21 protein-coding genes and 1 tRNA gene are annotated in these 19,473 nt (G+C 63.3%); 13 read left to right on the forward strand and 9 right to left on the reverse strand.

Going from position 1 to position 19,473, the window contains the following annotated elements; translation table 11 throughout:
* Nucleotides 1-34: 34 nt before the first annotated feature.
* Nucleotides 35-730 carry a substrate-binding domain-containing protein gene (locus KBX18_RS08980; RefSeq protein WP_255995719.1) on the reverse strand — a complete coding sequence of 232 codons (696 nt, stop codon included), beginning with the start codon at nt 728-730 and terminating at the stop codon, nt 35-37.
* 23 nt (nt 731-753) lie between these two features.
* Here KBX18_RS08980 and KBX18_RS08985 point away from each other — a divergent pair, with 23 nt between their 5' ends.
* Nucleotides 754-1,137 carry a DUF5997 family protein gene (locus KBX18_RS08985; protein ID WP_255995721.1) on the forward strand — a complete coding sequence of 128 codons (384 nt, stop codon included), beginning with the start codon at nt 754-756 and terminating at the stop codon, nt 1,135-1,137.
* Here KBX18_RS08985 and glyA read toward each other — a convergent pair.
* A complete protein-coding gene (glyA, locus tag KBX18_RS08990; protein WP_040423798.1) occupies nt 1,134-2,423 on the reverse strand; it encodes a serine hydroxymethyltransferase in 1,290 nt (429 codons plus the stop codon). The genes KBX18_RS08985 and glyA overlap by 4 nt on opposite strands.
* A gap of 77 nt (nt 2,424-2,500) precedes the next feature.
* Here glyA and coaA point away from each other — a divergent pair, with 77 nt between their 5' ends.
* Entirely contained in the window at nt 2,501-3,427 is a 927-nt protein-coding gene (coaA, locus tag KBX18_RS08995) for a type I pantothenate kinase (protein WP_040424583.1), read from the forward strand.
* Here the strand turns inward: coaA and KBX18_RS09000 are convergent, their stop codons facing one another.
* The 3 genes from KBX18_RS09000 to mca are packed head-to-tail and all read right to left on the reverse strand — an operon-like array spanning nt 3,428 to nt 5,402.
* Entirely contained in the window at nt 3,428-4,198 is a 771-nt protein-coding gene (locus KBX18_RS09000) for an isoprenyl transferase (protein ID WP_255995722.1), read from the reverse strand. It lies immediately after the preceding gene.
* Nucleotides 4,199-4,224: 26 nt separating this feature from the next.
* Nucleotides 4,225-4,515 (reverse strand): hypothetical protein, encoded by a 291-nt coding sequence (locus KBX18_RS09005; RefSeq protein WP_005291110.1) that lies wholly within the window; start codon nt 4,513-4,515, stop codon nt 4,225-4,227.
* The gene (gene mca / locus KBX18_RS09010; protein WP_255995723.1) at nt 4,515-5,402 is read right to left on the reverse strand and encodes a mycothiol conjugate amidase Mca; all 888 of its coding nucleotides are present in this window, start codon (nt 5,400-5,402) and stop codon (nt 4,515-4,517) included. Before mca ends, KBX18_RS09005 begins: the two co-directional genes overlap by 1 nt.
* Before the next feature lie 75 nt (nt 5,403-5,477).
* On the opposite strand from mca, the gene KBX18_RS09015 reads away from it, so the two are divergent.
* The 3 genes from KBX18_RS09015 (at nt 5,478) to KBX18_RS09025 (ending at nt 7,164) form a co-directional block, all read left to right on the forward strand.
* Nucleotides 5,478-5,939 (forward strand): DUF4307 domain-containing protein, encoded by a 462-nt coding sequence (locus KBX18_RS09015; protein ID WP_255995724.1) that lies wholly within the window; start codon nt 5,478-5,480, stop codon nt 5,937-5,939.
* Between the two features lie 106 nt (nt 5,940-6,045).
* Entirely contained in the window at nt 6,046-6,570 is a 525-nt protein-coding gene (gene greA / locus KBX18_RS09020) for a transcription elongation factor GreA (RefSeq protein ID WP_255995725.1), read from the forward strand.
* Nucleotides 6,571-6,618: 48 nt separating this feature from the next.
* A complete protein-coding gene (locus KBX18_RS09025; protein ID WP_255995726.1) occupies nt 6,619-7,164 on the forward strand; it encodes a hypothetical protein in 546 nt (181 codons plus the stop codon).
* Between the two features lie 410 nt (nt 7,165-7,574).
* Here KBX18_RS09025 and KBX18_RS09030 read toward each other — a convergent pair whose 3' ends face one another.
* Nucleotides 7,575-8,477 carry a Bax inhibitor-1/YccA family protein gene (locus KBX18_RS09030; protein ID WP_005291123.1) on the reverse strand — a complete coding sequence of 301 codons (903 nt, stop codon included), beginning with the start codon at nt 8,475-8,477 and terminating at the stop codon, nt 7,575-7,577.
* Nucleotides 8,478-8,596: 119 nt separating this feature from the next.
* Here KBX18_RS09030 and KBX18_RS09035 point away from each other — a divergent pair, with 119 nt between their 5' ends.
* A complete protein-coding gene (locus KBX18_RS09035; protein WP_255995727.1) occupies nt 8,597-9,640 on the forward strand; it encodes a suppressor of fused domain protein in 1,044 nt (347 codons plus the stop codon).
* Nucleotides 9,641-9,648: 8 nt separating this feature from the next.
* On the opposite strand, the gene KBX18_RS09040 is transcribed toward KBX18_RS09035, so the two are convergent.
* Nucleotides 9,649-9,722 (reverse strand) — tRNA-Leu (locus tag KBX18_RS09040).
* 72 nt (nt 9,723-9,794) lie between these two features.
* Nucleotides 9,795-11,129 (reverse strand): NAD(P)H-binding protein, encoded by a 1,335-nt coding sequence (locus KBX18_RS09045; RefSeq protein WP_255995728.1) that lies wholly within the window; start codon nt 11,127-11,129, stop codon nt 9,795-9,797.
* Nucleotides 11,130-11,151: 22 nt separating this feature from the next.
* On the opposite strand from KBX18_RS09045, the gene KBX18_RS09050 reads away from it, so the two are divergent.
* From KBX18_RS09050 to KBX18_RS09080, 7 genes are all read left to right on the forward strand, one after another.
* Nucleotides 11,152-11,772 (forward strand): CPBP family intramembrane glutamic endopeptidase, encoded by a 621-nt coding sequence (locus KBX18_RS09050; protein ID WP_255995729.1) that lies wholly within the window; start codon nt 11,152-11,154, stop codon nt 11,770-11,772.
* 52 nt (nt 11,773-11,824) lie between these two features.
* Entirely contained in the window at nt 11,825-12,631 is an 807-nt protein-coding gene (locus KBX18_RS09055; RefSeq protein WP_005291138.1) for an ABC transporter ATP-binding protein, read from the forward strand.
* Complete coding sequence (locus tag KBX18_RS09060) at nt 12,628-13,263, forward strand: ABC transporter permease (protein ID WP_370687241.1); 636 nt, start codon at nt 12,628-12,630, stop codon at nt 13,261-13,263. Before KBX18_RS09055 ends, KBX18_RS09060 begins: the two co-directional genes overlap by 4 nt.
* 5 nt (nt 13,264-13,268) lie before the next feature.
* Nucleotides 13,269-13,955: an ABC transporter permease gene (locus KBX18_RS09065; RefSeq protein WP_255995730.1), complete on the forward strand. Its 687-nt coding sequence runs from the start codon at nt 13,269-13,271 to the stop codon at nt 13,953-13,955.
* Nucleotides 13,955-14,881: an ABC transporter substrate-binding protein gene (locus KBX18_RS09070; protein WP_255995732.1), complete on the forward strand. Its 927-nt coding sequence runs from the start codon at nt 13,955-13,957 to the stop codon at nt 14,879-14,881. Before KBX18_RS09065 ends, KBX18_RS09070 begins: the two co-directional genes overlap by 1 nt.
* 44 nt (nt 14,882-14,925) lie before the next feature.
* Complete coding sequence (locus KBX18_RS09075; RefSeq protein WP_005291148.1) at nt 14,926-15,126, forward strand: antitoxin VbhA family protein; 201 nt, start codon at nt 14,926-14,928, stop codon at nt 15,124-15,126.
* A 74-nt stretch (nt 15,127-15,200) separates the two neighbouring features.
* A complete protein-coding gene (locus tag KBX18_RS09080; protein ID WP_255995733.1) occupies nt 15,201-15,773 on the forward strand; it encodes a Fic family protein in 573 nt (190 codons plus the stop codon).
* Nucleotides 15,774-15,797: 24 nt separating this feature from the next.
* Here the strand turns inward: KBX18_RS09080 and mfd are convergent, their stop codons facing one another.
* Nucleotides 15,798-19,472, reverse strand: coding sequence for a transcription-repair coupling factor (mfd, locus tag KBX18_RS09085; protein ID WP_255995734.1), 3,675 nt, complete (start codon nt 19,470-19,472; stop codon nt 15,798-15,800).
* Nucleotide 19,473: the final 1 nt, after the last annotated feature.

Raw genomic sequence — 19,473 nt, forward strand, 5'->3', positions numbered from 1 at the left:
TTTTAAGACCGTTCACCATTATGCAAACTTCACGTTACATACGTTTTCTGCTTCCCCCCTTTTTGGGGTAATTGCGGCGGGATCCCTTGCGCTGGCCACTGCTTTTGCTTTTTACTTTGTGTTTTCGTTTGTCGCCCGAACGATGGTTTCGGTCCCGATTCTCAGCGCTGCTTCTCGACGAGTTCCGCGTCCTTCCCTTCGCCACCCCAACGAAATCCTGGATCGCATCGGAGTCTTCCTCCACCTTCCACACGAGCGCAATCGCCGTTGGCTCATGCGCCGGCTCCCCTTGCAGCTCCGCGACAACGACCTGTTTTTTAGACAGCACTTTCAGCAACGGTGCCGGGGCGAACGCCACTCCCACGTTCGCTGCTACGACTTGGAGCGCCATCCGCAGGTCGTCGGTCGTTCCGTTGGGATAGGTGTAGTTGACGGGCTCGTCGGTGACGTCAATAAGCGAAATGGGCTCCCCGATGTCATAGAGCGAGTCTTTCGGGACAGCGAGACCGGGTTTTTCCTCGTAGAGACGCACGTGGTGGAACTGCTCCCCTGGCTGCCCGATGCGGTCGTCGGGTACACGCATCAGGGCGAGCTGGGCGGCACCGCTGTCGATGAGTTCGAACGGGTCGTCGCTGGGAATCTCCTCGAGTTGGTGGTTTGCGCGGTAGCGGGCGAACCACTTGCCGGGCTCGGTGCCAGTGACGAACGCGAGGCGGAGGGGGCTGGACATGCCACGATGCTACCGTCTGTGGCATGAGCGAAACGCCCTCGAACACCCCGTCCAGCACAGCCATGAAACCGGAAACTGCCGCGAAGAAGCTCGGTATTTACCTTCCGGCAGCACCGCAGGAGTTCCAGGACGGTGCCGTCACACACGCCCAACTGCGCGAACTGCAGATGAACCCGCCGCAGTGGCTGAGTTCCTTGCGCGCCGACGGCCCCCACCCCCGCCCCGAAGTCGCCCGCAAACTCGGCATTTCCATTACTGCCTTGAAGAAGAACGACATGGATAAGCCGCTGACCACTGAAGAGATCCAGGCTCTTCTGGCGGATCAGCCCGCATGGTTGCGTGAGGCCCGCCGGATCCACGCACAAGAGCGCGGCGACGGGCCTGCGGAAGAGTCAAAAGAGCGTTAGAGCATCTTCCAGTCTTCAAGACCCGGGTACAGCGGGTAGTTCTCCGCGAGCTTGGTCACGCGGGCACGCAGAGACTCGACGTCGGCGTTGGTGCCCTGAGCCAGCGCGGTACCGATGATGTCGGCGGTCTCGGTGAACGCCTGTTGGTCAAATCCGCGGGTCGCCAGGGCCGAGGTGCCGATGCGCAGACCGGAGGTGACCATCGGCGGGCGCGGGTCATTCGGGACAGCGTTGCGGTTGACGGTGATGCCGACCTCGTGGAGCAGATCCTCGGCCTGCTGGCCGTCGAGCTCGGAATTGCGCAGGTCCGCGAGCACAAGGTGGACGTCGGTACCGCCGGTGAGAACGTCGACGCCGACTTCCTTGCAGTCGGATGCGGTGAGGCGCTCGGCGAGAATGCGGGCGCCCTCGAGGGTGCGCTCCTGGCGGTCCTTGAACTCCGGCGTGCCGGCAATCTTCAGCGCGGTGGCCTTCGCGGCGACCACGTGCATGAGCGGTCCGCCCTGCTGGCCGGGGAAGACAGCGGAGTTGAGCTGCTTCGCATAGTCCTGCTTCGCCAGGATCATGCCGGAGCGCGGGCCGCCGAGGGTCTTGTGAATCGTGGTGGACACCACGTCGGAGTGCGGCACCGGGGACGGGTGCAGGCCGGCGGCTACAAGGCCGGCGAAGTGGGCCATGTCGGTCCACAGGTAAGCGCCGACTTCATCGGCAATCGCCCGGAACGCCTCGAAGTCGACGGTGCGCGGGTAAGCGGACCAGCCAGCGATGATGACCTGCGGCTTGTGCTCCAACGCCAGCTCGCGGACCTTATCCATGTCGATGAGCATGGTGTCCGGGTCGACCTCGTAGGCGACAACGTTGTAGAGACGACCGGAGAAGTTGATCTTCATACCGTGGGTGAGGTGGCCGCCGTGAGCCAGGGACAGACCCATGATGGTGTCGCCCGGCTTAATCAGGGCATGCAGCACAGCGGCGTTCGCCTGTGCGCCAGAGTGCGGCTGGACGTTGGCGTACTCGGCTCCGAACAGCTCCTTGGCGCGGTCGCGCGCAATATCCTCGATGACGTCGACGTTCTCGCAGCCACCGTAGTAGCGGCGGCCCGGGTAGCCCTCCGCGTATTTATTGGTCAGCACCGACCCCTGGGCCTGCAGCACTGCGCGCGGCACGAAGTTCTCTGAGGCAATCATCTCCAGAGTGTTGCGCTGGCGGGAGACCTCCCCGAGGATCTGCTCATAAACATCCGGGTCTAGCTGGGCGAGCTCTTGGTAGCGGAGATCGTCGGTCATCATCGTTCCTTTCGGGTCGAGCCTTCTACGCACACCACAGTAAGCCAACCACCGCCAGCAGTGTAAGAATGGTCCTCATGCCGCGACCAGCAGACCCTAGCCCCTATCTGGATTTGACGCGTGACGCTTGGCGGGAGCGGCGCGCGGAGATGCCGCAGGTGCTCACCGAGGACGAGCTTGCGCGTCTGCGCGGTATCGGTGAGAGCATGGATCTCAACGAGGTCGCCGAGATTTACCTGCCGCTGTCGCGTCTGTTGCATTTGCAGGTTCGTGCGCGCCAGAAGCTCACGGCCGCCACGGAAACCTTCCTTGGGGAAAACCCCGGGCACGTGCCCTTCATCATCGGTGTCGCCGGGTCCGTCGCGGTGGGCAAGTCGACCACGGCCCGTGTGCTCCAAGTGCTGCTGGAGCGATGGAAGTCCCACCCGCGGGTGGATCTGGTCACCACCGACGGTTTCTTGCTGCCCACCGCGGAGCTCACGGCCCGCAATCTCACTGGGCGCAAAGGTTTCCCGGAGTCCTATAACCGGCGCGATCTGCTGCGCTTTGTCACTGACGTGAAAGCCGGCCGCGACAACGTCAAGGCTCCGGTCTACTCTCACGACGCTTACGACATTCTCCCTGGCGAGTACCAGGTGGTAGACCATCCAGACATTCTCATCCTCGAGGGCCTCAACGTGCTGCAGACTGGCCCGACGCTGATGGTCTCCGACTTGTTCGACTTCTCAGTCTACGTCGACGCAAAGACGGAAGATATTGAGCGCTGGTACATCGACCGCTTCATCAAACTCAAGAACACAGCATTCCAAGAGCCAGGGGCGCACTTCGCCCGCTTCGCCCCGCTTTCCGACGAAGCCGCCGCCGCCGAAGCCCGCCGCATCTGGCAAACCATTAACCTGCCGAACTTGGTGGAGAACATCCTGCCCACGCGTGTCCGCGCATCGCTGGTGATGTCGAAGGCGGCGGACCACTCCGTGCAGCGCGTCCGGATGCGGAAGATCTAGCTACTTGCCGAAGCGGCGCGAGCGCTGCGAGTAATCTCGCAGAGCGCGAAGGAAGTCGATCTTGCGGAACGCCGGCCAGTACGTATCGGTGAACCAGATCTCCGAGTAGGCGGACTGCCACAGCAGGAAGCCAGATAGCCGCTGTTCCCCTGATGTGCGGATCACCAGGTCCGGGTCGGGCTGGCCGGAGGTATAGAGGTGCTTCGAGAGGGATTCGACACTGACATGGTCCGCGAGTTCCGCGGCAGGAACACCCTCATCCACCTTGGCGCGGATGAAGTGCTGCACCGCGTCGACGATCTCCTGGCGGCCTCCGTAACCGACCGCGATGTTGACCACGATGCCGTTCTTCGCCTCCGTCGCCGCCGCTGCCGAACGCATCCGCTGCGAGACTTTCTCCGGCAGCAGATCCAGATGCCCCACGAGCCGGATGCGAGCTTCAAACTCGTCGCTGCACAGTTCATCGACGACGCCGGAGATGATGTCGTAGAGCAGCTGGACTTCTTCCGCTGTGCGCGAGAGGTTCTCGGTGGAGAGCAAGTAAATGGTCACCACGTCGACGTTCATTTCAGCCGACCACGCGACGAGCTCCGCGATCTTCGCGGCCCCGACACGGTGGCCGTGCGCGATATCTGTGAATCCAGCCTCGCGCGCCCAGCGGCGGTTGCCATCGGCCATGACGGCGATGTGTTTCGGCTGGTTCTTACCCTGCAGCTCATGCTTCAAACGCCGTTCGTACAGCGGATACAGAATTCGTTCAAGCAGGGCCATGGCACTCATCCTAGCGCGCGCAGCCGCTAGAAAATCGACTTCTTTCGGCGGTCCAGCAGACCTTCTTCTTCCATGGCTTTATCCACGGCAGCTTCATCGAACACGTCGAGTCCGCGAGCTTCGGCAAATGCTTTACGACGATTGAACCGCGAGTACCTCCGATGAAACGCCCATCCAATGAGCAAGATGACGACGGCCAAAGCCAACACGATGAAGGCACCGATCGGCTCCGCCTTACCGAACTCCGGACCGACCGGAGCATCGGGGTTCATCTGCTGGGCGAGAATGATCGTGTCGGTTGTGACGTCGATAAGCATTAATGCTCCTCCTCAATGCCTGCGAAGAGGTCCGTCTCCGGCAGGTCGGTCTGCACACGGGTGCGCGCGAGCTCGAATTCTTCAGTGGGCCACAGCTCAGCCTGCACCTCAGGGGTGCTGGCGAGGAACGGGCCGTTTGGATCGATCTGCGTCGCGTGGGCTGTCAAAGCGTCAGCACGGTTCTGGAAGTAGTCGCCGCAGTCCACCTGAGTGGTCACGCGCTGCATGATGTCGGAAGAATTCTCCTCGAACCGGCGCAGCATCGGCTCATACGGGCTGGTCTCACCGTCACCGATGACACCATCTTCCAACAGGCGGTCGTGCAGTAGACGCATGCGCTGCGGCACGAAACCGTGGGTGTAGTACAGCTTCAGCGGCTCCCAGGGTGCACCGATCTCTGGAGCGAACTCTGGATCGCCCGCCTTCTCCCACGCGATCACGGATGCCTGATGAACCATGATGTGGTCCGGGTGCGGGTAGCCGCCATTCTCGTCGTAGGTGATGATCACGTGGGGGCGGAACTCGCGGATCTCCGCCACCAGCGTCTTCGCCACAACCTCCGGATCTTTCAGCGCGAAGCAGCCTTCCGGCAGCGGCGGCAGCGGATCGCCCTCCGGCAGCCCGGAATCGACGTAGCCGAGCCACTCATGCTCCACACCCAGCGCGTTGGCAGCTGCCGCCATTTCCTCGCGGCGCACATCGGTCATGTTCTCAATGATCCCCGGCTTGTTCATCGCCGGGTTCAAAATGTCGCCACGCTGCCCGCCCGTACAGGTGAGCACCTTGACGCGGTGGCCCTCATGGGCATACTTCGCCATCGTCGCCGCACCTTTCGATGACTCATCGTCAGGGTGCGCGTGGATAGCCAGCAAGCGAAAGCCCGTCACGTAGTACTCACCTCTAGTTGAGTTAGCTGGTTGAGTTAAGGTTGATCGGGAGATCATCTTAGTAGAGGAGCCACCGTGACCACCATCGACCGTCCCGCCGCACGGTACGGCGACGAGCAGCCGCGACGCACATCGGGAACCTCCGGGAAAGTCGTCGCCGTAGTCGCTGTCATTCTCGTCGCTCTCATCGTGGTCTTCCTGGGCCGTTACGTCATGCAGCGCCAGTCACAGCCGATCAGCGCCACCCTCGTCTCGCACGAGCGTGTCGACGACACCACATCCCGCGTCTGGTTCGACGTCCAACGCGACGACTCAGCTATCGACGTCCCCTCCTACTGCATCATCACCTCCCTGAACTACGACATGACCGAGATCGGCCGCCGCGACGTAGTCATCCCGCCCGGCGGAGAGAAGCAGATGCGCATGCACGTGGATATCCCGGTGGGTGAACAGCCCGTCTCCGGCGGCGTCTACGGCTGCTCGACCACGTTCCCCTCCTACCTCGACGCGGAGGCGACACACACTGCCGCACGCTAAAAACCGCAGGCCGGAGACCCTACCCGGCTGCCGTCGATAAGCATGCGCTGTGTTAGGATCCCAACCGACCACTGACGTTAAAAACCGAAACGAGGGTTACACTTCCATGGCTGATTCGCAGCAGCAATACATCACCCCGGAAATGAAGGCCAAGCTTGAGGCCGAGCTGCAGCAGCTCATCGACAACCGCCCAGCCATCGCCGCCGAAATCAACGAGCGCCGCGAAGAAGGCGACCTGAAGGAAAACGCCGGCTACGACGCCGCGCGCGAACAGCAGGACCAGGAAGAAGCCCGCATCAAGCAGATCTCCGAACTGCTGGCCAACTCCACCACTGAGCGCACCGGCGTTGTCGAGGGCATGGCCGTGGTCGGTTCCGTGGTGCACGTCTACTACAACGGCGACGAGGACGATAAGGAAACCTTCCTCATCGGCACCCGCGCCGCCTCCACCGACAACAAGGACCTGGAGACCTACTCCGAGCAGTCCCCGCTCGGCGCAGCCGTGCTCGGCGCCACCGAGGGCGAGACCCGTACCTACACCGCACCAAACGGCCGCGAAATTTCGGTCACGATCGAGTCCGCAAAGCCGTATGATTCGGTTAAGGCAAAGACTCCCCGCGCAGCTCAGTAGACCGCGCCGCCCCTTCAACAACATCTCTACCCGATAAGGATCTCCGCAGTGACTACCCGCACTTCCCGCAAGGTCGCCACAGTCGCCTTCGCCGCCGCCACCGCCCTCGGCCTCGCAGCCTGCTCCCCGCCGAACGAGCAGGCATCCGAGGAGAAGGTGGACACCGCACAGAGCCAGGACCCTGACTCCCTGACGGGCGCGGGCCAGGTCCAGGAGACCGACAGCACCAGTGCCGCCAACGTCACCGACGCGAATACGGCAAGTGCGACCACTACCGCTGCGGACCGCGAGAACGCTGAGTCCGCACCGGACGGCACCCCGTTCTACATCGGTTGCAACGGCGCCCCCGTGCACCAGCCCGTCGAAATCAACCTGAACTGCAAGGACAACAACGACTTCGCCCTTAACATCGTGTGGGAAGAGTGGTCCGACGAGATCGCACAGGGCACCACCACCCGCAACAACGGCGGCCGTGAAGGAGTCGAGGAGAACGTGAAGATCACCCTCACCTCTCCCGACGTCAAAGACGGCCAGCTGGTGTTCACCAAGGTCTCTATCGACGGCAAGGATGTCATGCCGCAGTCGGACTACTAAACAATAGAGTCTCTGCAGCCCCCGGTTGTTTGCCGGGGGTTTCTCGTCGTTCCTAAGGGGGGCGGGTGCGGCGGGGCGGCAGGAACGCGACTGGAGTGCGGGCGCGCCCCTCTGCAATCCACCCCGAAAGTGCCATGAACCTCTGCCTATGAACTGAGTGCTGGGGTGAAACCCTCTGCGCTGACCTTGTTCAAAGGCAGAGGTTCATTCCCGTTCACTTCCCCATTCCGACCGGCCGCACCCCACTCCGTCCACCCAGCCCCGCTCCCGTAAGCGACACCCCCGCAGATCGAAACCCCCGCACCCATTCAGGAGCTGAACGGTGTGCGGGGGGCACGAATCCGAATCCTGCTTCGAGCTGCAGGTGCCTAGGAAACGCCTAGGCAGGCGGGTGGGTTACTACCTGTTGCCTAGTCGCGGGAGAGGATGGACAGGAGGCGCAGGATCTCGGTGTAGAGCCAGACCAGGGTGACGGCCAGGCCGAGGGCAACGCCCCATGCCATCTTGGCCGGCGCACCCATGCGGACGAGCTTGTCGGCAGTGTCGAAGTCGACGAGGAAGCTCAGGGATGCCAGCACGATGCAGACGAGGGAGAAGCCGATGGCCAGCGGGCCGCCATCACGAAGCGGGGACATACCGGTGAAGATGAACATCAGCAGGTTGCCGACGGCCAGGACGGCCACGCCGATGATGCAGCCGGTGAGGATGCGGGTGAACTTCGGGGTAACGCGGATCGCGCCGACTTTGTACACGAAGAGCATGCCGGCGAAGACACCAACCGTGCCCAGTACGGCCTGGAAGACGAGGGTGCCAGCGTCTGCGTTGCCGAGCATCCAGCCGGAGACGGCCATGGAGAAGCCGCCGACGAAGAGGCCCTCAAACGCGGCGTAGATCAGGGTCACAGCAGCGGATCCGTACTTGCCGCCGAAGCTGTGGATCAGGACGGTGATCAAGCCACCGATGGCACCCACGAACGTGAGGATCATGGAGATGCTCGGGTCGACTGCGATGCCGATACCGAAGTTGATCAGGGCAAATGCCACGATCACGGCGAGGGTGATGCCTGTCTTGGTCACGATGTCGTCGACGGTGATGGGACGCTCACCAGTCGCACCAGCGTACGGATCCTGCGCGTAACCGGCCTGGCCGTAAGGGTTCTGGCTAGCGCCGTAGGGGTCCTGGTAGCCGCCCTGCTGGTCGTAGCCGTAGGAGCCGCCCTGCGGGTTGTAGCCGTGGCCGCCCTGGGGCTGGCCGAACCCAGCCTGCTGTGCAGACTGAGGAAGTCGCGCCATCACGGGGTTGGAAGATTTCACTGGCCTGTTTCCTTTCTGATTTATAGCTCGAAGCAAAGATTCGACCGGTATTCGATCATACCGTTCAACGGGAGAACTGCCCGTTTCGTTCCCGCCGGGCGCAAAATAGTATGTAAGCCATGGTCTGGAGGCGTAGGTTCTTCTCGCGCGACCGGGTGAAGAAGCGCACCGGCAGCGAGTTCTTGCTTGACCATCTCGCGGCGCTGGCGGGCGCAGATCCCGTCGCAGTGCATGGCGAGCTGGAGTTCAGCGACGGTGTCGCGGTGCTCGTATACCGTTTCGACCAGCCTGTCCCCCACTACCTCTACGTCACGCACGGGATTTCCCAGACGAACAGCTCGCAGCCAGTCGCCGGGCTTCAGACAGAGCTTTCCCTGCGAGTGCCTCTGACAGAAGAGCCTCCCACGTGGCCTGTCCACCGTCTTCGCCGCTTGGCGGCGTACCTGCGTGAATCGGGTGATTCGCTCGAGCCGGGCCACTACATGGACTTACGTTCCCCTGTCTGCACGGACGCGACGCTGTCAGCGTTCATCTTCGTCAACGACCCGATTCTGGAGCTCTCGATCTCCCCCACCGGCTGGGTCCGTTTCATTTACGCCGTCGCAGTCACCGCAGATGAGCTTGAGGCGGCATTGCGCTGGGATCCTTTGAAGTTCGCGGGTGTTCTCGGCGACAGCATTCCGCTCGGCTTGAGCGATCCGCGTCGCAGCTCCTTGCTTATCGACGCCTCCTCCCTCCCCCTCATCACCTCCCACACTGAGGCGGAAGGCTCGTCGATATCTGCGGTGTCCTCCAGTTACTTCGCCGTGGATGAATCGGGGCGCATTGACATGACCGCTCAAGCTGCCGCAGATGTTGTCCGCGCTATGCGCTGGCGGCTTGGGTACGACAGGACCTTCGCGGTCATGGGTGCGGGCAACGGTGTCGAAGCGTGGCTGCGGTTTCTCCCGGACGAGAATGCCGCATCGTCGTCAGTCACCTTCAGCCGCGACAGTCCAGGCAAACAGCGGCGCACTCAGGAACCCCCGCTGTCCGCGCACATCACCGTCGAGGTCAACCGAGCCCTGCGCCACGAAATCATGGCTGTGCTCGAGGCCGAACCCGGCACCTACCGGATGCGGTCTGCCCCGCTGACGTTCTGCGTCATCGACCCGAAGCGCTGAAGAAATAGTGCCCCCAGTCGGACTCGAACCGACACTGAACGGATTTTAAGTCCGCTGCCTCTGCCAATTGGGCTATAGGGGCGTGCGGGCGGCGAGCGCTCGCACAGAACCAGAGTCTACGGCACCCCGAAGCCGTCAATGACAACGGTCGCCGCTAGCGGCGGGAGCGGGGAACGAGAAAGAACTGGCCCGCGATGTACGGCAGCAGAGCGAGGGCACGCACCGGTTTTTCCTTGTAGGCCCGGCGCGCAAGGTCGAGCGAGGAGACCATCCACGCGCCACGGGTCCACTTGTTGGGCCACCGACGGGCGATCCAGTTGAAGTCCCAGTTCATTGCCGTCGCTAGGGCAGCCTGTGAGGCTGGCGCGCCAAGCGGCGACAGCCCGGAAGCATCATCCAGGGTCTGCGAATCATCCCGTTCGTTGATGTCGGCAAGGGTGGGCACCATGACCACCGCTTGGGTGAGATTCAGCGGCAGCCACCACTTCCTACCGGGGGCGAAGAGGGACCAGATCGCCGCGAGCGCGTGGTACATGGTGGCCGTGGACCTGTAGTGATGCGGGTACGTTCCAAGGGCGGCTTCAATAACGGCTGACTCGAATGAATCGTTGCCACCCTCCGGAGTGCCGACGAGGTCTTCGAGGTCCCGCTCTTTGACCACAGTGTCGGAAGAAACGGAGTCAAAGATCGGCAAGATCTCCCCGTACGTCAACGGCGTCACAAACGACAATCCCAGGGCTGCCATGGGGCGGGTCATGATTGGGGCGGTGAAGTAGGGACGGCGCCGCATCTGCACGGTCTCGGCGTAGCGCTGCATCATCTCCACGTACGGCATGGTGTCCGGGCCGCCGACATCGAACGTGCGGTTGAGATCGGATGGGAGGTCAGCGGCGGCAACGAGGTAGTGGACAATGTCGCGCTGGCTAATCGGGGTGATCTCGTTGGTGATCCAATCTGGCGCGATGAAGAGCGGAACGCGCTCAGTCACGTGACGCAAAAGCTTGAATGACAATGATTCGGCACCGATGACCACGCCTGCTTGGAGCGCGGCGGTGGGAACACCCGAATCCAGCAAGATCTCCCCCACCTTGATGCGGGAGGCAAGGTGCTCGGAGACATCGTCAGAGTCCCCGGTCACCCCATCCGGGTGCAGGCCGCCGAGGTAAACGATCCGGCCTACCTTGTGGCGCGCAGCTTCCTCACCGAACTGGCGGGCCATTGTCGCTTCCTCGTCGGCAAAGCCAGAGCCGCTGTCCATGGAGTGCAGCAGGTACCAGGCACAGTCCACGCCTTCAAGAGCTCGGGAGACGTCCTCGCGGTTGGTCGCGTCTCCTTCCACGATGTCCACGTCATCGCCCCAAGGGCGTTTTCTCGCTTTCGCGGCGGAGCGGCAGAGGATGCGCACGCGCCATCCGTCGTCAAGCAAATTGCTCACGACCTCTCCCCCGATGAATCCAGTGGCACCTGTTACAAGAGCTGTGCGAGTCATGCCCCCAACCTATACTGACCGCATGAGATTCGGCTGGGTCATTCCCTGCGTGCTGGGCGCACTCGGACTGTTCTTGGCACGCAATGCGGGTGACGGCAGCCTCGGGTTCTACGCTTTTACCTTTTTTGCCGCGACGGTGTACGCACTCGGCTGGTGGCTGTGGGGCAGCAAGACCGCATTTGCCGGGCCGGGCATCGGGCGTGAATTCGGCCGTGGCGTGCTCATCGGTGCTGTTTTAGCGATCGTCTTCGTGCTCGGCGCGCTAGTGGTGCAGAACATTCCGTTCCTGGCAGGCCCCGTCGAGCAGCTGCTGAACACCCCGGATCAGGGCGGGCTGTTGCCCACGTTCTTTGTGCTGGTCATCAACGGGATCGGCGAGGAGCTGGTGTACCGCGACATGGTGCCGCGGCAGCTGCGCGAACGGTTCCCCCGGCTCCCGGAAATCTCTGTCGGCGTGGTGTCCACCCTGATCTACGGCGTGGTCACCATCGCAATGGGCGTGCCGCTGCTGGTGTTCTCAGCCCTGGTTCTCGGCGCCGTGGCGTTCTACGAGGCATCGCGCTCGCGGCGGTTGTACTCACCGATCGCCGTGCACCTGACGTGGAGCGTGACCATGCTGCTCGTCATGCCGCTTTTCTTTTAACCCGTACATGTAAACCCACTCCTTTCCGGCTCAACAAGCTACGCTGGGCTTGGTGATTGAATTCCGCGACGTCTCAAAGACGTACCCTGGAACCTCTGCACCGGCAGTGAATGGCTTCTCCCACACCGTCAAGGAGGGTTCCACAACCGCCTTCGTCGGCCCGTCCGGTTGCGGCAAAACAACCCTGTTACGCATGGTCAACCGCATGGTCGAGCCCGATACCGGCGCAGTTCTTGTGCGTGGGGAGGATGTTGCGGACACGGACCCAGTTCAACTGCGCCGCAGCATCGGCTACGTCATGCAGCACTCCGGTCTGATGCCCCACCGCAGCGTCCGCGACAACGTCGCCGACGTCGCCAAACTCGGCGGAGCGAGCAAGTCAGAGGCGAAACGCAAGGCATCCGAGATGCTCGAGCTGGTCAACCTCGACCCCGCATTGGAGGACCGCTACCCCGCGGAGCTTTCCGGCGGCCAAGCGCAGCGCGTCGGGGTGGCTCGCGGTCTGGTGAATCAGCCGGACGTGCTCATCATGGACGAGCCTTTCGGTGCCGTCGACCCGGTGGTGCGCCGCGGCCTCCAGCAGGAGATCATGAGCATTCGGGAGAACCTTGCCACCACGATCCTCATTGTCAGTCATGACATTGAGGAGGCGTTCTATCTCGGTGACACCGTAGTCATCCTCGGGGAGCAAGCCCGCATCGAGCAAGCAGCGTCCCCGGAAGAGATCATGGCGCGCCCCGCGAACGATGCCGTGCGCGACTTCGTCGGCATGGACGCGCGCACCCTACGCACCGTAGAGCGCGACGGCGAGACGCTCGTCCTCGACGCTGGCGGCAACATCAAAGGGGTGCTGCGGTGAATTGGGCGTGGCTTTCCAGCAATCTCGGCATGATCGCCGGCCTTGCCTGGCAGCACCTACTCATTGCGCTACCAGCGATCATTGCGTCCTTCCTCATCGCAGTCCCGCTCGGTTGGGCCGCGCACAGCTCAGGCCGGTTCCGCGAAGTCATCGTTGTGGTGACCAGCCTGATCTATGTCATTCCGGGCTTGGCCATGTTCGTGTTCATGCCGTTGGTGTTGGGAACCTCGATTCTCTCCCCCGTCAACGTCGTCATCGCGATGACGCTCTACGGCATTGCCTTGATGGTCCGTAGCGCTGCCGACGCGTTCGACGCCGTTCCTGGGGCCGTGCGCCAATCAGCCACCGCAGCCGGTTACTCGCCCCTGGCGCGCGTGATGCGGGTTGAACTTCCGTTAGCCGGCCCCGGGCTGCTGAGCGGGGTGCGGGTCGTGGCGGCATCGACAGTGTCCCTCATCTCCGTCGGCGCGCTCGTTGGCGTGCAGTCCCTCGGCACGCTGTTCACGGAAGGCTTCCAGCGCGCCTTCCCCACCGAGATCATTGCGGGGCTCGTGGGCACGATTCTGCTCGCAGTGCTTATCGACGTCTGCCTCACCCTCATCGCCCGCCTCACCATGCCGTGGAGGCACTGACCGCCATGCAACCGATTATCGACGCGTTCACCTACCTCACCGACCCAACCCACTGGTCCGGCGCCACCGGCTTTCCCATGCGGATCGCCGAACACCTCGGATACACGTTCCTGGCTGTGCTCTGCGCCGTGCTCATTGCACTGCCCATCGGGATGTATGTGGGCCACACACAACGCGGAGCCTCAGCAGTGCTCGCTGTCTCCGGTGCCCTGCGTGCTCTGCCTGCCCTCGGCCTGCTCACCTGGTTGGCCATTTCCATTCCGCGCGGGATCAGCTGGCCGATCATTCCCGCCACCATCGTGCTCGTGCTGCTCGCCGTGACCCCGCTGCTCGCCGGCGTGGTGGCAGGCTTCGACTCGGTCTCGCGCGACGTGGTCTACTCCGCCCGCGCTGCCGGATTCAGCGAACGGCAGATTCTTCGACACGTCGAGCTACCCATTGCTGCCCCGACAATCCTTGGCGGATTGCGGTCCTGCGTCGTCCAGGTGCTGGCCACCGCGGTGGTCGTCGCCTACATCGGCATGGGCGGGTTGGGCCGCTACTTGATCGATGGGCTTGCGGTGCAGGATTACGCACGGATGGTGGCGGGAGCGATCGTCGTCACGCTTGTGGCGCTGGTCATGGACCTCCTGTTGGCTGCTGTGCAACGCTGGGCCACGCCTGCGGGCCTGCGAGTGAAAGGAAACGGCTAATGCTCAAACGCGTGTGGGTGCTGTTATTGCCGCTGGTTCTCGCGGCGTGCGCCTCGGGTGACCCGCTGGAGACTGAGACGACCGAGGAGCCGGAGATCGAGGCCAGCGGGGACATCGTCATCGGCACCGCCAACTTCCCCGAAGCCGAAATCATCGGCCAGATCTGGGCGGCCGCGCTTTCGGATGCCGGTTTCGATGTCGACGTCGCTTCCGGCATCGGCTCCCGCGAGGTCTACATGACCGCCTTGGAGGACGGCGACGTCACCGTCGTGCCCGAATACGCCGGCAACCTGGCCGCCTTTTACGACGACCTGCCCGAAGGCGCCGACGAGCAGACCATCCGCGACACCCTCACCTCCTCCCTGCCCGAAACCATCGAGGTCGGCGAGTTCAGTCCCGCATCATCAGCAGATGCCTACCGTGTCACTGCCGAGACCGCCGCAGACAACGACATCCAGACCATCGCCGATTTGGACAAGCTCGATCAAATCACCGTGGCTGCCCCGCCCGAATTCGCAGAGCGGCGTTACGGCCCGCCTGGTTTGACCTCTGTCTACGGCATTGACCCGTCCAAGATCAGGGTGAAGCCGATCTCGGATGCTGGCGGCCCGCTCACCGTTCAGGCGTTGGTCGAGGGCGCGGCAGAAACCGCCAACATCTTCACCACCTCCCCCGCCATCACCGGCAAGGGTGACCGCCCCGACCTCGTGATTCTCGAGGATCCCCTAAACCTCATCCCGCCGCAGAACGTCGTCCCCGTCATCCGCGCCGGCCAACTGCCGCCCGAAGCGCTCGACGTTCTCAACAACGTCAACGCCTCATTGACCACTGATGACCTGGTGGAAATGAACCTCCGCAACGTCGGCGACGAGCGCGCCGAGCCAGCCGTCATCGCCAGGGACTGGGTGGACGGTCTGGAGCTTTAGCGCCTCCCAACTGTAGAATCAGCAGGAAGAAAAGGGGGTCGCACATGACTCGGACGATGAAAAACCTCAACCCAACTTCTGATCTTTCACCCAAGGAAATCCGGGAATATTCCGCAGGCGCCGCGAATCTAGCCGGCGGGCGCACAGCCGACCCCTACCTGTCGGAATTGCTCGATGCCCACGCTGCAGGTGAGCTCACAACCGAACAAGCTCAACAGCTGGCTCGAGAACACATCCTCGGATAATGGCGCGGTGGGGGGCGTTCAGAAACTGGGATGACTACTTCATCCCTGGAACACGTACATTACGCAACCTCTTCGTGAGCGATGAAGAACCGTTCGGCGTTGAAGACCCAGAAAAACTGCGGGTACTGGAGTTGGTTAACACGGAGTTCCGCTTGAATGAGCTCGCCACCAACCCCCTCCCCGGCAACTTCGATTACGCCCACATGAAGGCGATCCACCGCCACATTCTCCAGGATGTGTACGAGTGGGCGGGCGAAGAACGCGTCGCCCCAACCGGGCAATGGATGGCCAAAGACGGCCACGCCTACTACCCCGCCGGACCCGTCCTCACCGAAGCAGCCGAAAAGCAGTACCGGCTTTTGGCCGAAAAGAACCTACTCAAAGGTTTGACGCGAGAGGAGTTCATCATCGAACTTGCGGAAGCCTGGGGTGAAATCAATGTCATCCACAGCTTCCGAGAGGGCAACACCCGCGCGCAGGTGGTGTTCTTCAGCGAGCTCGCCCGCAACGCGGGCTACGTGCTGGAACCAGCGGTGTTCCTTGATGATCCGCTTCGCGACACTTTCGTCGCTGCCCGCTTTCACTCCCAAGACACCGGCGACAACACCAAACTGGCCGAGGTTCTGTCCACCATCGTGCGCGCATGACCGAACACTGGCCCGTTCAGTCGGCTACTCGCTCACCGAGAACACACGCTTCTTCCGCTTATCGCCGTTCCCGGCTGCGCCGTCCGCAGCACCATCCCCCACTGCCGTGGACCCCGACACGGACACCGGGTCCACATCGAACATCTCAGACAGGAAGTCGGCGACCCACTGGAGCAGTTCTTCGTCGCGCAGGTTGGGTGCGTTGAGCGCCTTCTTCGCCCCGCCTTCGCGCGGGAAAGGCACCTGGACGGCCTTCGCTGCGGCACGGTAATTCGAGCCCGGGTAGAGCCGCTTCAACCGGATCTGTTTCGAGTCGGCCATGTCCACCGGGTGGAACTTCAGGCGGGTGCCCTGCATGGTGATGTCAGCAACCCCGGCCTTGCGGGCCTGATGGCGCACGCGTGCCACCGCGAAGAGACGCTGGACCTCGGCGGGAAGATCGCCGAAACGGTCGACAAGTTCGTCGGCGACCGTTGTCAGCTCGTCCTCGTCGCGGGCGGCGGCGAGCTTGCGGTAGCTCTCTAAGCGTAGGCGCTCGGAGTTGATATAGGTCTCCGGAATGTGAGCGTCAACAGGCAGGTCGATGCGGATTTCCTTGGGGCCGTGGTCGGTGGCGTCGACAACTTCGCCCTGCATGAGGGACTTGAATGTCTCCACTGCCTCACCGACGAGGCGGACGTACATGTCGAAGCCGACACCAGCGATGTGTCCGGACTGCTCCGCACCGAGCACGTTGCCGGCGCCGCGCATCTCCAGGTCCTTTTGCGCGACAGCCATGCCGGCGCCCAAGTCGTTGTTCTGGGCGATGGTGGCCAAGCGGTCGTAGGACGTCTCGGTGAGCACCTTGTCCTTGGGGTACAGGAAGTAGGCATAGCCGCGCTCGCGGGAACGGCCGACGCGGCCACGCAGCTGGTGGAGCTGCGACAGACCCATGTTCTGGGCGTTTTCGACGATCAGCGTGTTGGCGTTGGCAATGTCCAAGCCAGTTTCCACGATCGTCGTGCACACGAGCACGTCGAATTCGCGGCCCCAAAACCCTTGCACGGTCTGTTCGAGCACCTGCTCACTCATCTGGCCGTGGGCGACGACGATGCGCGCCTCCGGTACAAGGGTGCGCAGGTGGCGGGCGGTTTTCTCAATGTCGGCGACCTTGTTGTGGATGTAGAACACCTGGCCGTCGCGCAGCAGCTCACGGCGGATCGCGGCGGCGACCTGCTTGTCCTCCTGCGGGCCGACGTACGTGAGCACCGGGTGGCGGTCCTCCGGCGGGGTCGTGATCGAGGTCATCTCGCGGATGCCGGTCAGGGACATCTCCAGGGTGCGCGGGATCGGCGTCGCGGTCATGGTGAGCACGTCGACATGCGATTTCAGGGCCTTGATGTGCTCCTTGTGCTCGACACCAAAGCGCTGCTCCTCATCGACGACGATGAGCCCCAGGTTCTTCCACTGCACACCCGTCTGCAGCAGCCGGTGGGTGCCAATGACGATGTCGACGGAGCCGTCGGCAAGCCCGGCGCTTATCTTCTTCGCGTCCGCGGCCGTGGTGAAGCGCGACAGCTCGCGAATCTCCACCCCGAACCCGTCCATGCGCTGAGAAAACGTCGAGTAGTGCTGCTGGGCGAGCAGTGTGGTGGGCACGAGCACGGCGACCTGCTTGCCGTCCTGCACCGCCTTGAACGCGGCGCGCACCGCGACCTCGGTCTTGCCGAAGCCAACGTCACCGACAATGACGCGGTCCATTGGCGTGGGCTTTTCCATGTCGGACTTCACGGCTTCAATCGCAGCCATCTGGTCTTCGGTTTCGACGAAGGGGAAGTTGTCCTCCATCTCCATCTGCCAGGGCGAATCCGCCGCGAACGCGTGCCCCGGCGCGGACGCGCGCTTGGCGTAGAGCTCCACAAGTTCACCGGCGATTTCACGCACCGCGGCGCGAGCTTTGCGCTTCGTGTTCTTCCAGTCGGAGCCGCCCATTTTGCTTAACGACGGCTGCTCCCCGCCCGAGTACTTGCTCAGCAGGTCCAAGGAATCCATTGGAACCCACAGCATGTCCGCTGGTTGGCCGCGCTTGGCGGGCTGGTACTCGAGCACGATGAACTCGCGCCGGGCAGCGTCAGAGCCGGTGCCGATCGTGCGCTCAGCCATCTTCACAAAGCGGCCAATGCCGTGCGTGTCATGGACAACGTAGTCCCCCGGCTTGAGCGCGAGCGGGTCGACGCGGTTGCGGCGGCGCGGAGCGCGACGTTTGGCCCCGGCGATGTCGCCGACACGGTTGCCGGTCACGTCGGTCTCAGTGAAAACGACCAGCCCCGGGCCGGGGAAGCTCAGGCCGGCATGGGACAGAGCCTGATAGAGAGTCACCTGGCCATCGACCGGCTCCAGGCCCGGGGTAGCAATGCGCGCGGAGACACCGTTTTCACGCAGCCGCTGCGCCATACGCTCGATCGTGCCCTTGGCTGGTGCGACGAACGCAGCGCGGCCGCCGCCCTGCAGGTGCAGCTTCACCTGGCCGTACAGCGCCTCGATCTGCTTCGGGTCGCCCTTTGGTGCGGGGGCGGGCTCGTACTCGAGCGGCAAGGTGGCCTCATCATCAGCGGCGAACATGCCGGGCGGGGCGAACGTCCACCAGGCGTTGTCCGCGTCGAGCGCCGAGACCTCGAGTGATTCGAAGGAGCGGTAGGAGCTGGCCGACACGTCGAGTCCTTCCGCGGCGACAGGGCCCTCTGCTCCCATGGCGGCGGCCTCCCAGCCCGCTTCGAGGAACTCTTGGTCGGTCGCTTGCAGGTCAGCAATGCGGGCGCGCACCTTCTCCGGGGAGGTCACCAGTACGATCGAGCCGGCCGGCATGAGCTCCGGCAGCACGGAAAAGCTCGCATCCGTCAGGGCGGGAACGATCGCCTCCATGCCGTCGACGTATGTCCCTTCCGATACGCGCTCCAGCAACTGGGCCAATGTCGGGTTGCCGCTGTGCGCGGTGGAAAGGGCTTGGGCGCGGGTGCGGACGGAATCGTCGATAAGCAACTGGCGCGCGGGGTGCATCTCGACGGAAGCGACATCATCGATGGTGCGCTGATCTGCCACCGCGAACGTGCGCAGATCAGTGGCCTCATCACCCCAGAACTCGATGCGAACGGGGTGCTCGGCGGTGGTGGGAAACACGTCGATGATCCCGCCCCGGGTGGCAAACTCACCGCGCTTGGCCACCATGTCCACGTGCTCGTAGGCGAAGCGGACCAGGGTTTCAGTGAGCTCGCTGAAGTCGTATTCTTCGCCGAGCTTCACCGTGACCGGGGCCACCGGCGGCAGCACCGGCTGGCAGGCCGCGCGCGCCGACGCCACGACCACACGCGTGGATGCGATGTTGTGCACCACCTTGTTGCGCGCACCGATGACATCCGCCGCAGGCGAAAGGCGCTCGTGCGGCAAGGTCTCCAGCGCCGGCATCAAAGCGACCTGCTCCTGGCCGATGAGCGCCGCGATCTCCGCCGCGAGATCCTCTGCCTCATGCCCGGTGGCGGTAATGAGCAGGACCGGCACCTCACGTGAGAGCGCCGCCGCAGCCCACGGACGCACTTGGTCGATGCCGGTGACGTGGAGCGCGGGATCCCCCACGCGTGCGCGCAAGCCCGTCAGCTTCGGGTCGCCCGCGGCCTGCGTGAGCACTCCGGCGAGCATGGGAAGGTCTTCGGTGTGGTTGGCCATG

It is taken from the genome of Corynebacterium sp. CCUG 69979, assembly GCF_024454095.1.
Lineage (GTDB): Bacteria > Actinomycetota > Actinomycetes > Mycobacteriales > Mycobacteriaceae > Corynebacterium > Corynebacterium genitalium.

Coding starts and splice junctions, on each gene's coding strand:
- KBX18_RS08980 (WP_255995719.1), bottom strand. CDS start 730: ATGTCCAGCCCCCTCCGCCTCGCGTTCGTCACTGGCACCGAGCCCGGC.
- KBX18_RS08985 (WP_255995721.1), top strand. CDS start 754: ATGAGCGAAACGCCCTCGAACACCCCGTCCAGCACAGCCATGAAACCG.
- glyA (WP_040423798.1), bottom strand. CDS start 2,423: ATGACCGACGATCTCCGCTACCAAGAGCTCGCCCAGCTAGACCCGGAT.
- coaA (WP_040424583.1), top strand. CDS start 2,501: ATGCCGCGACCAGCAGACCCTAGCCCCTATCTGGATTTGACGCGTGAC.
- KBX18_RS09000 (WP_255995722.1), bottom strand. CDS start 4,198: ATGGCCCTGCTTGAACGAATTCTGTATCCGCTGTACGAACGGCGTTTG.
- KBX18_RS09005 (WP_005291110.1), bottom strand. CDS start 4,515: ATGCTTATCGACGTCACAACCGACACGATCATTCTCGCCCAGCAGATG.
- greA (WP_255995725.1), top strand. CDS start 6,046: ATGGCTGATTCGCAGCAGCAATACATCACCCCGGAAATGAAGGCCAAG.
- KBX18_RS09035 (WP_255995727.1), top strand. CDS start 8,597: ATGGTCTGGAGGCGTAGGTTCTTCTCGCGCGACCGGGTGAAGAAGCGC.
- KBX18_RS09045 (WP_255995728.1), bottom strand. CDS start 11,129: ATGACTCGCACAGCTCTTGTAACAGGTGCCACTGGATTCATCGGGGGA.
- KBX18_RS09050 (WP_255995729.1), top strand. CDS start 11,152: ATGAGATTCGGCTGGGTCATTCCCTGCGTGCTGGGCGCACTCGGACTG.
- KBX18_RS09065 (WP_255995730.1), top strand. CDS start 13,269: ATGCAACCGATTATCGACGCGTTCACCTACCTCACCGACCCAACCCAC.
- KBX18_RS09070 (WP_255995732.1), top strand. CDS start 13,955: ATGCTCAAACGCGTGTGGGTGCTGTTATTGCCGCTGGTTCTCGCGGCG.
- KBX18_RS09075 (WP_005291148.1), top strand. CDS start 14,926: ATGACTCGGACGATGAAAAACCTCAACCCAACTTCTGATCTTTCACCC.
- mfd (WP_255995734.1), bottom strand. CDS start 19,472: ATGGCCAACCACACCGAAGACCTTCCCATGCTCGCCGGAGTGCTCACG.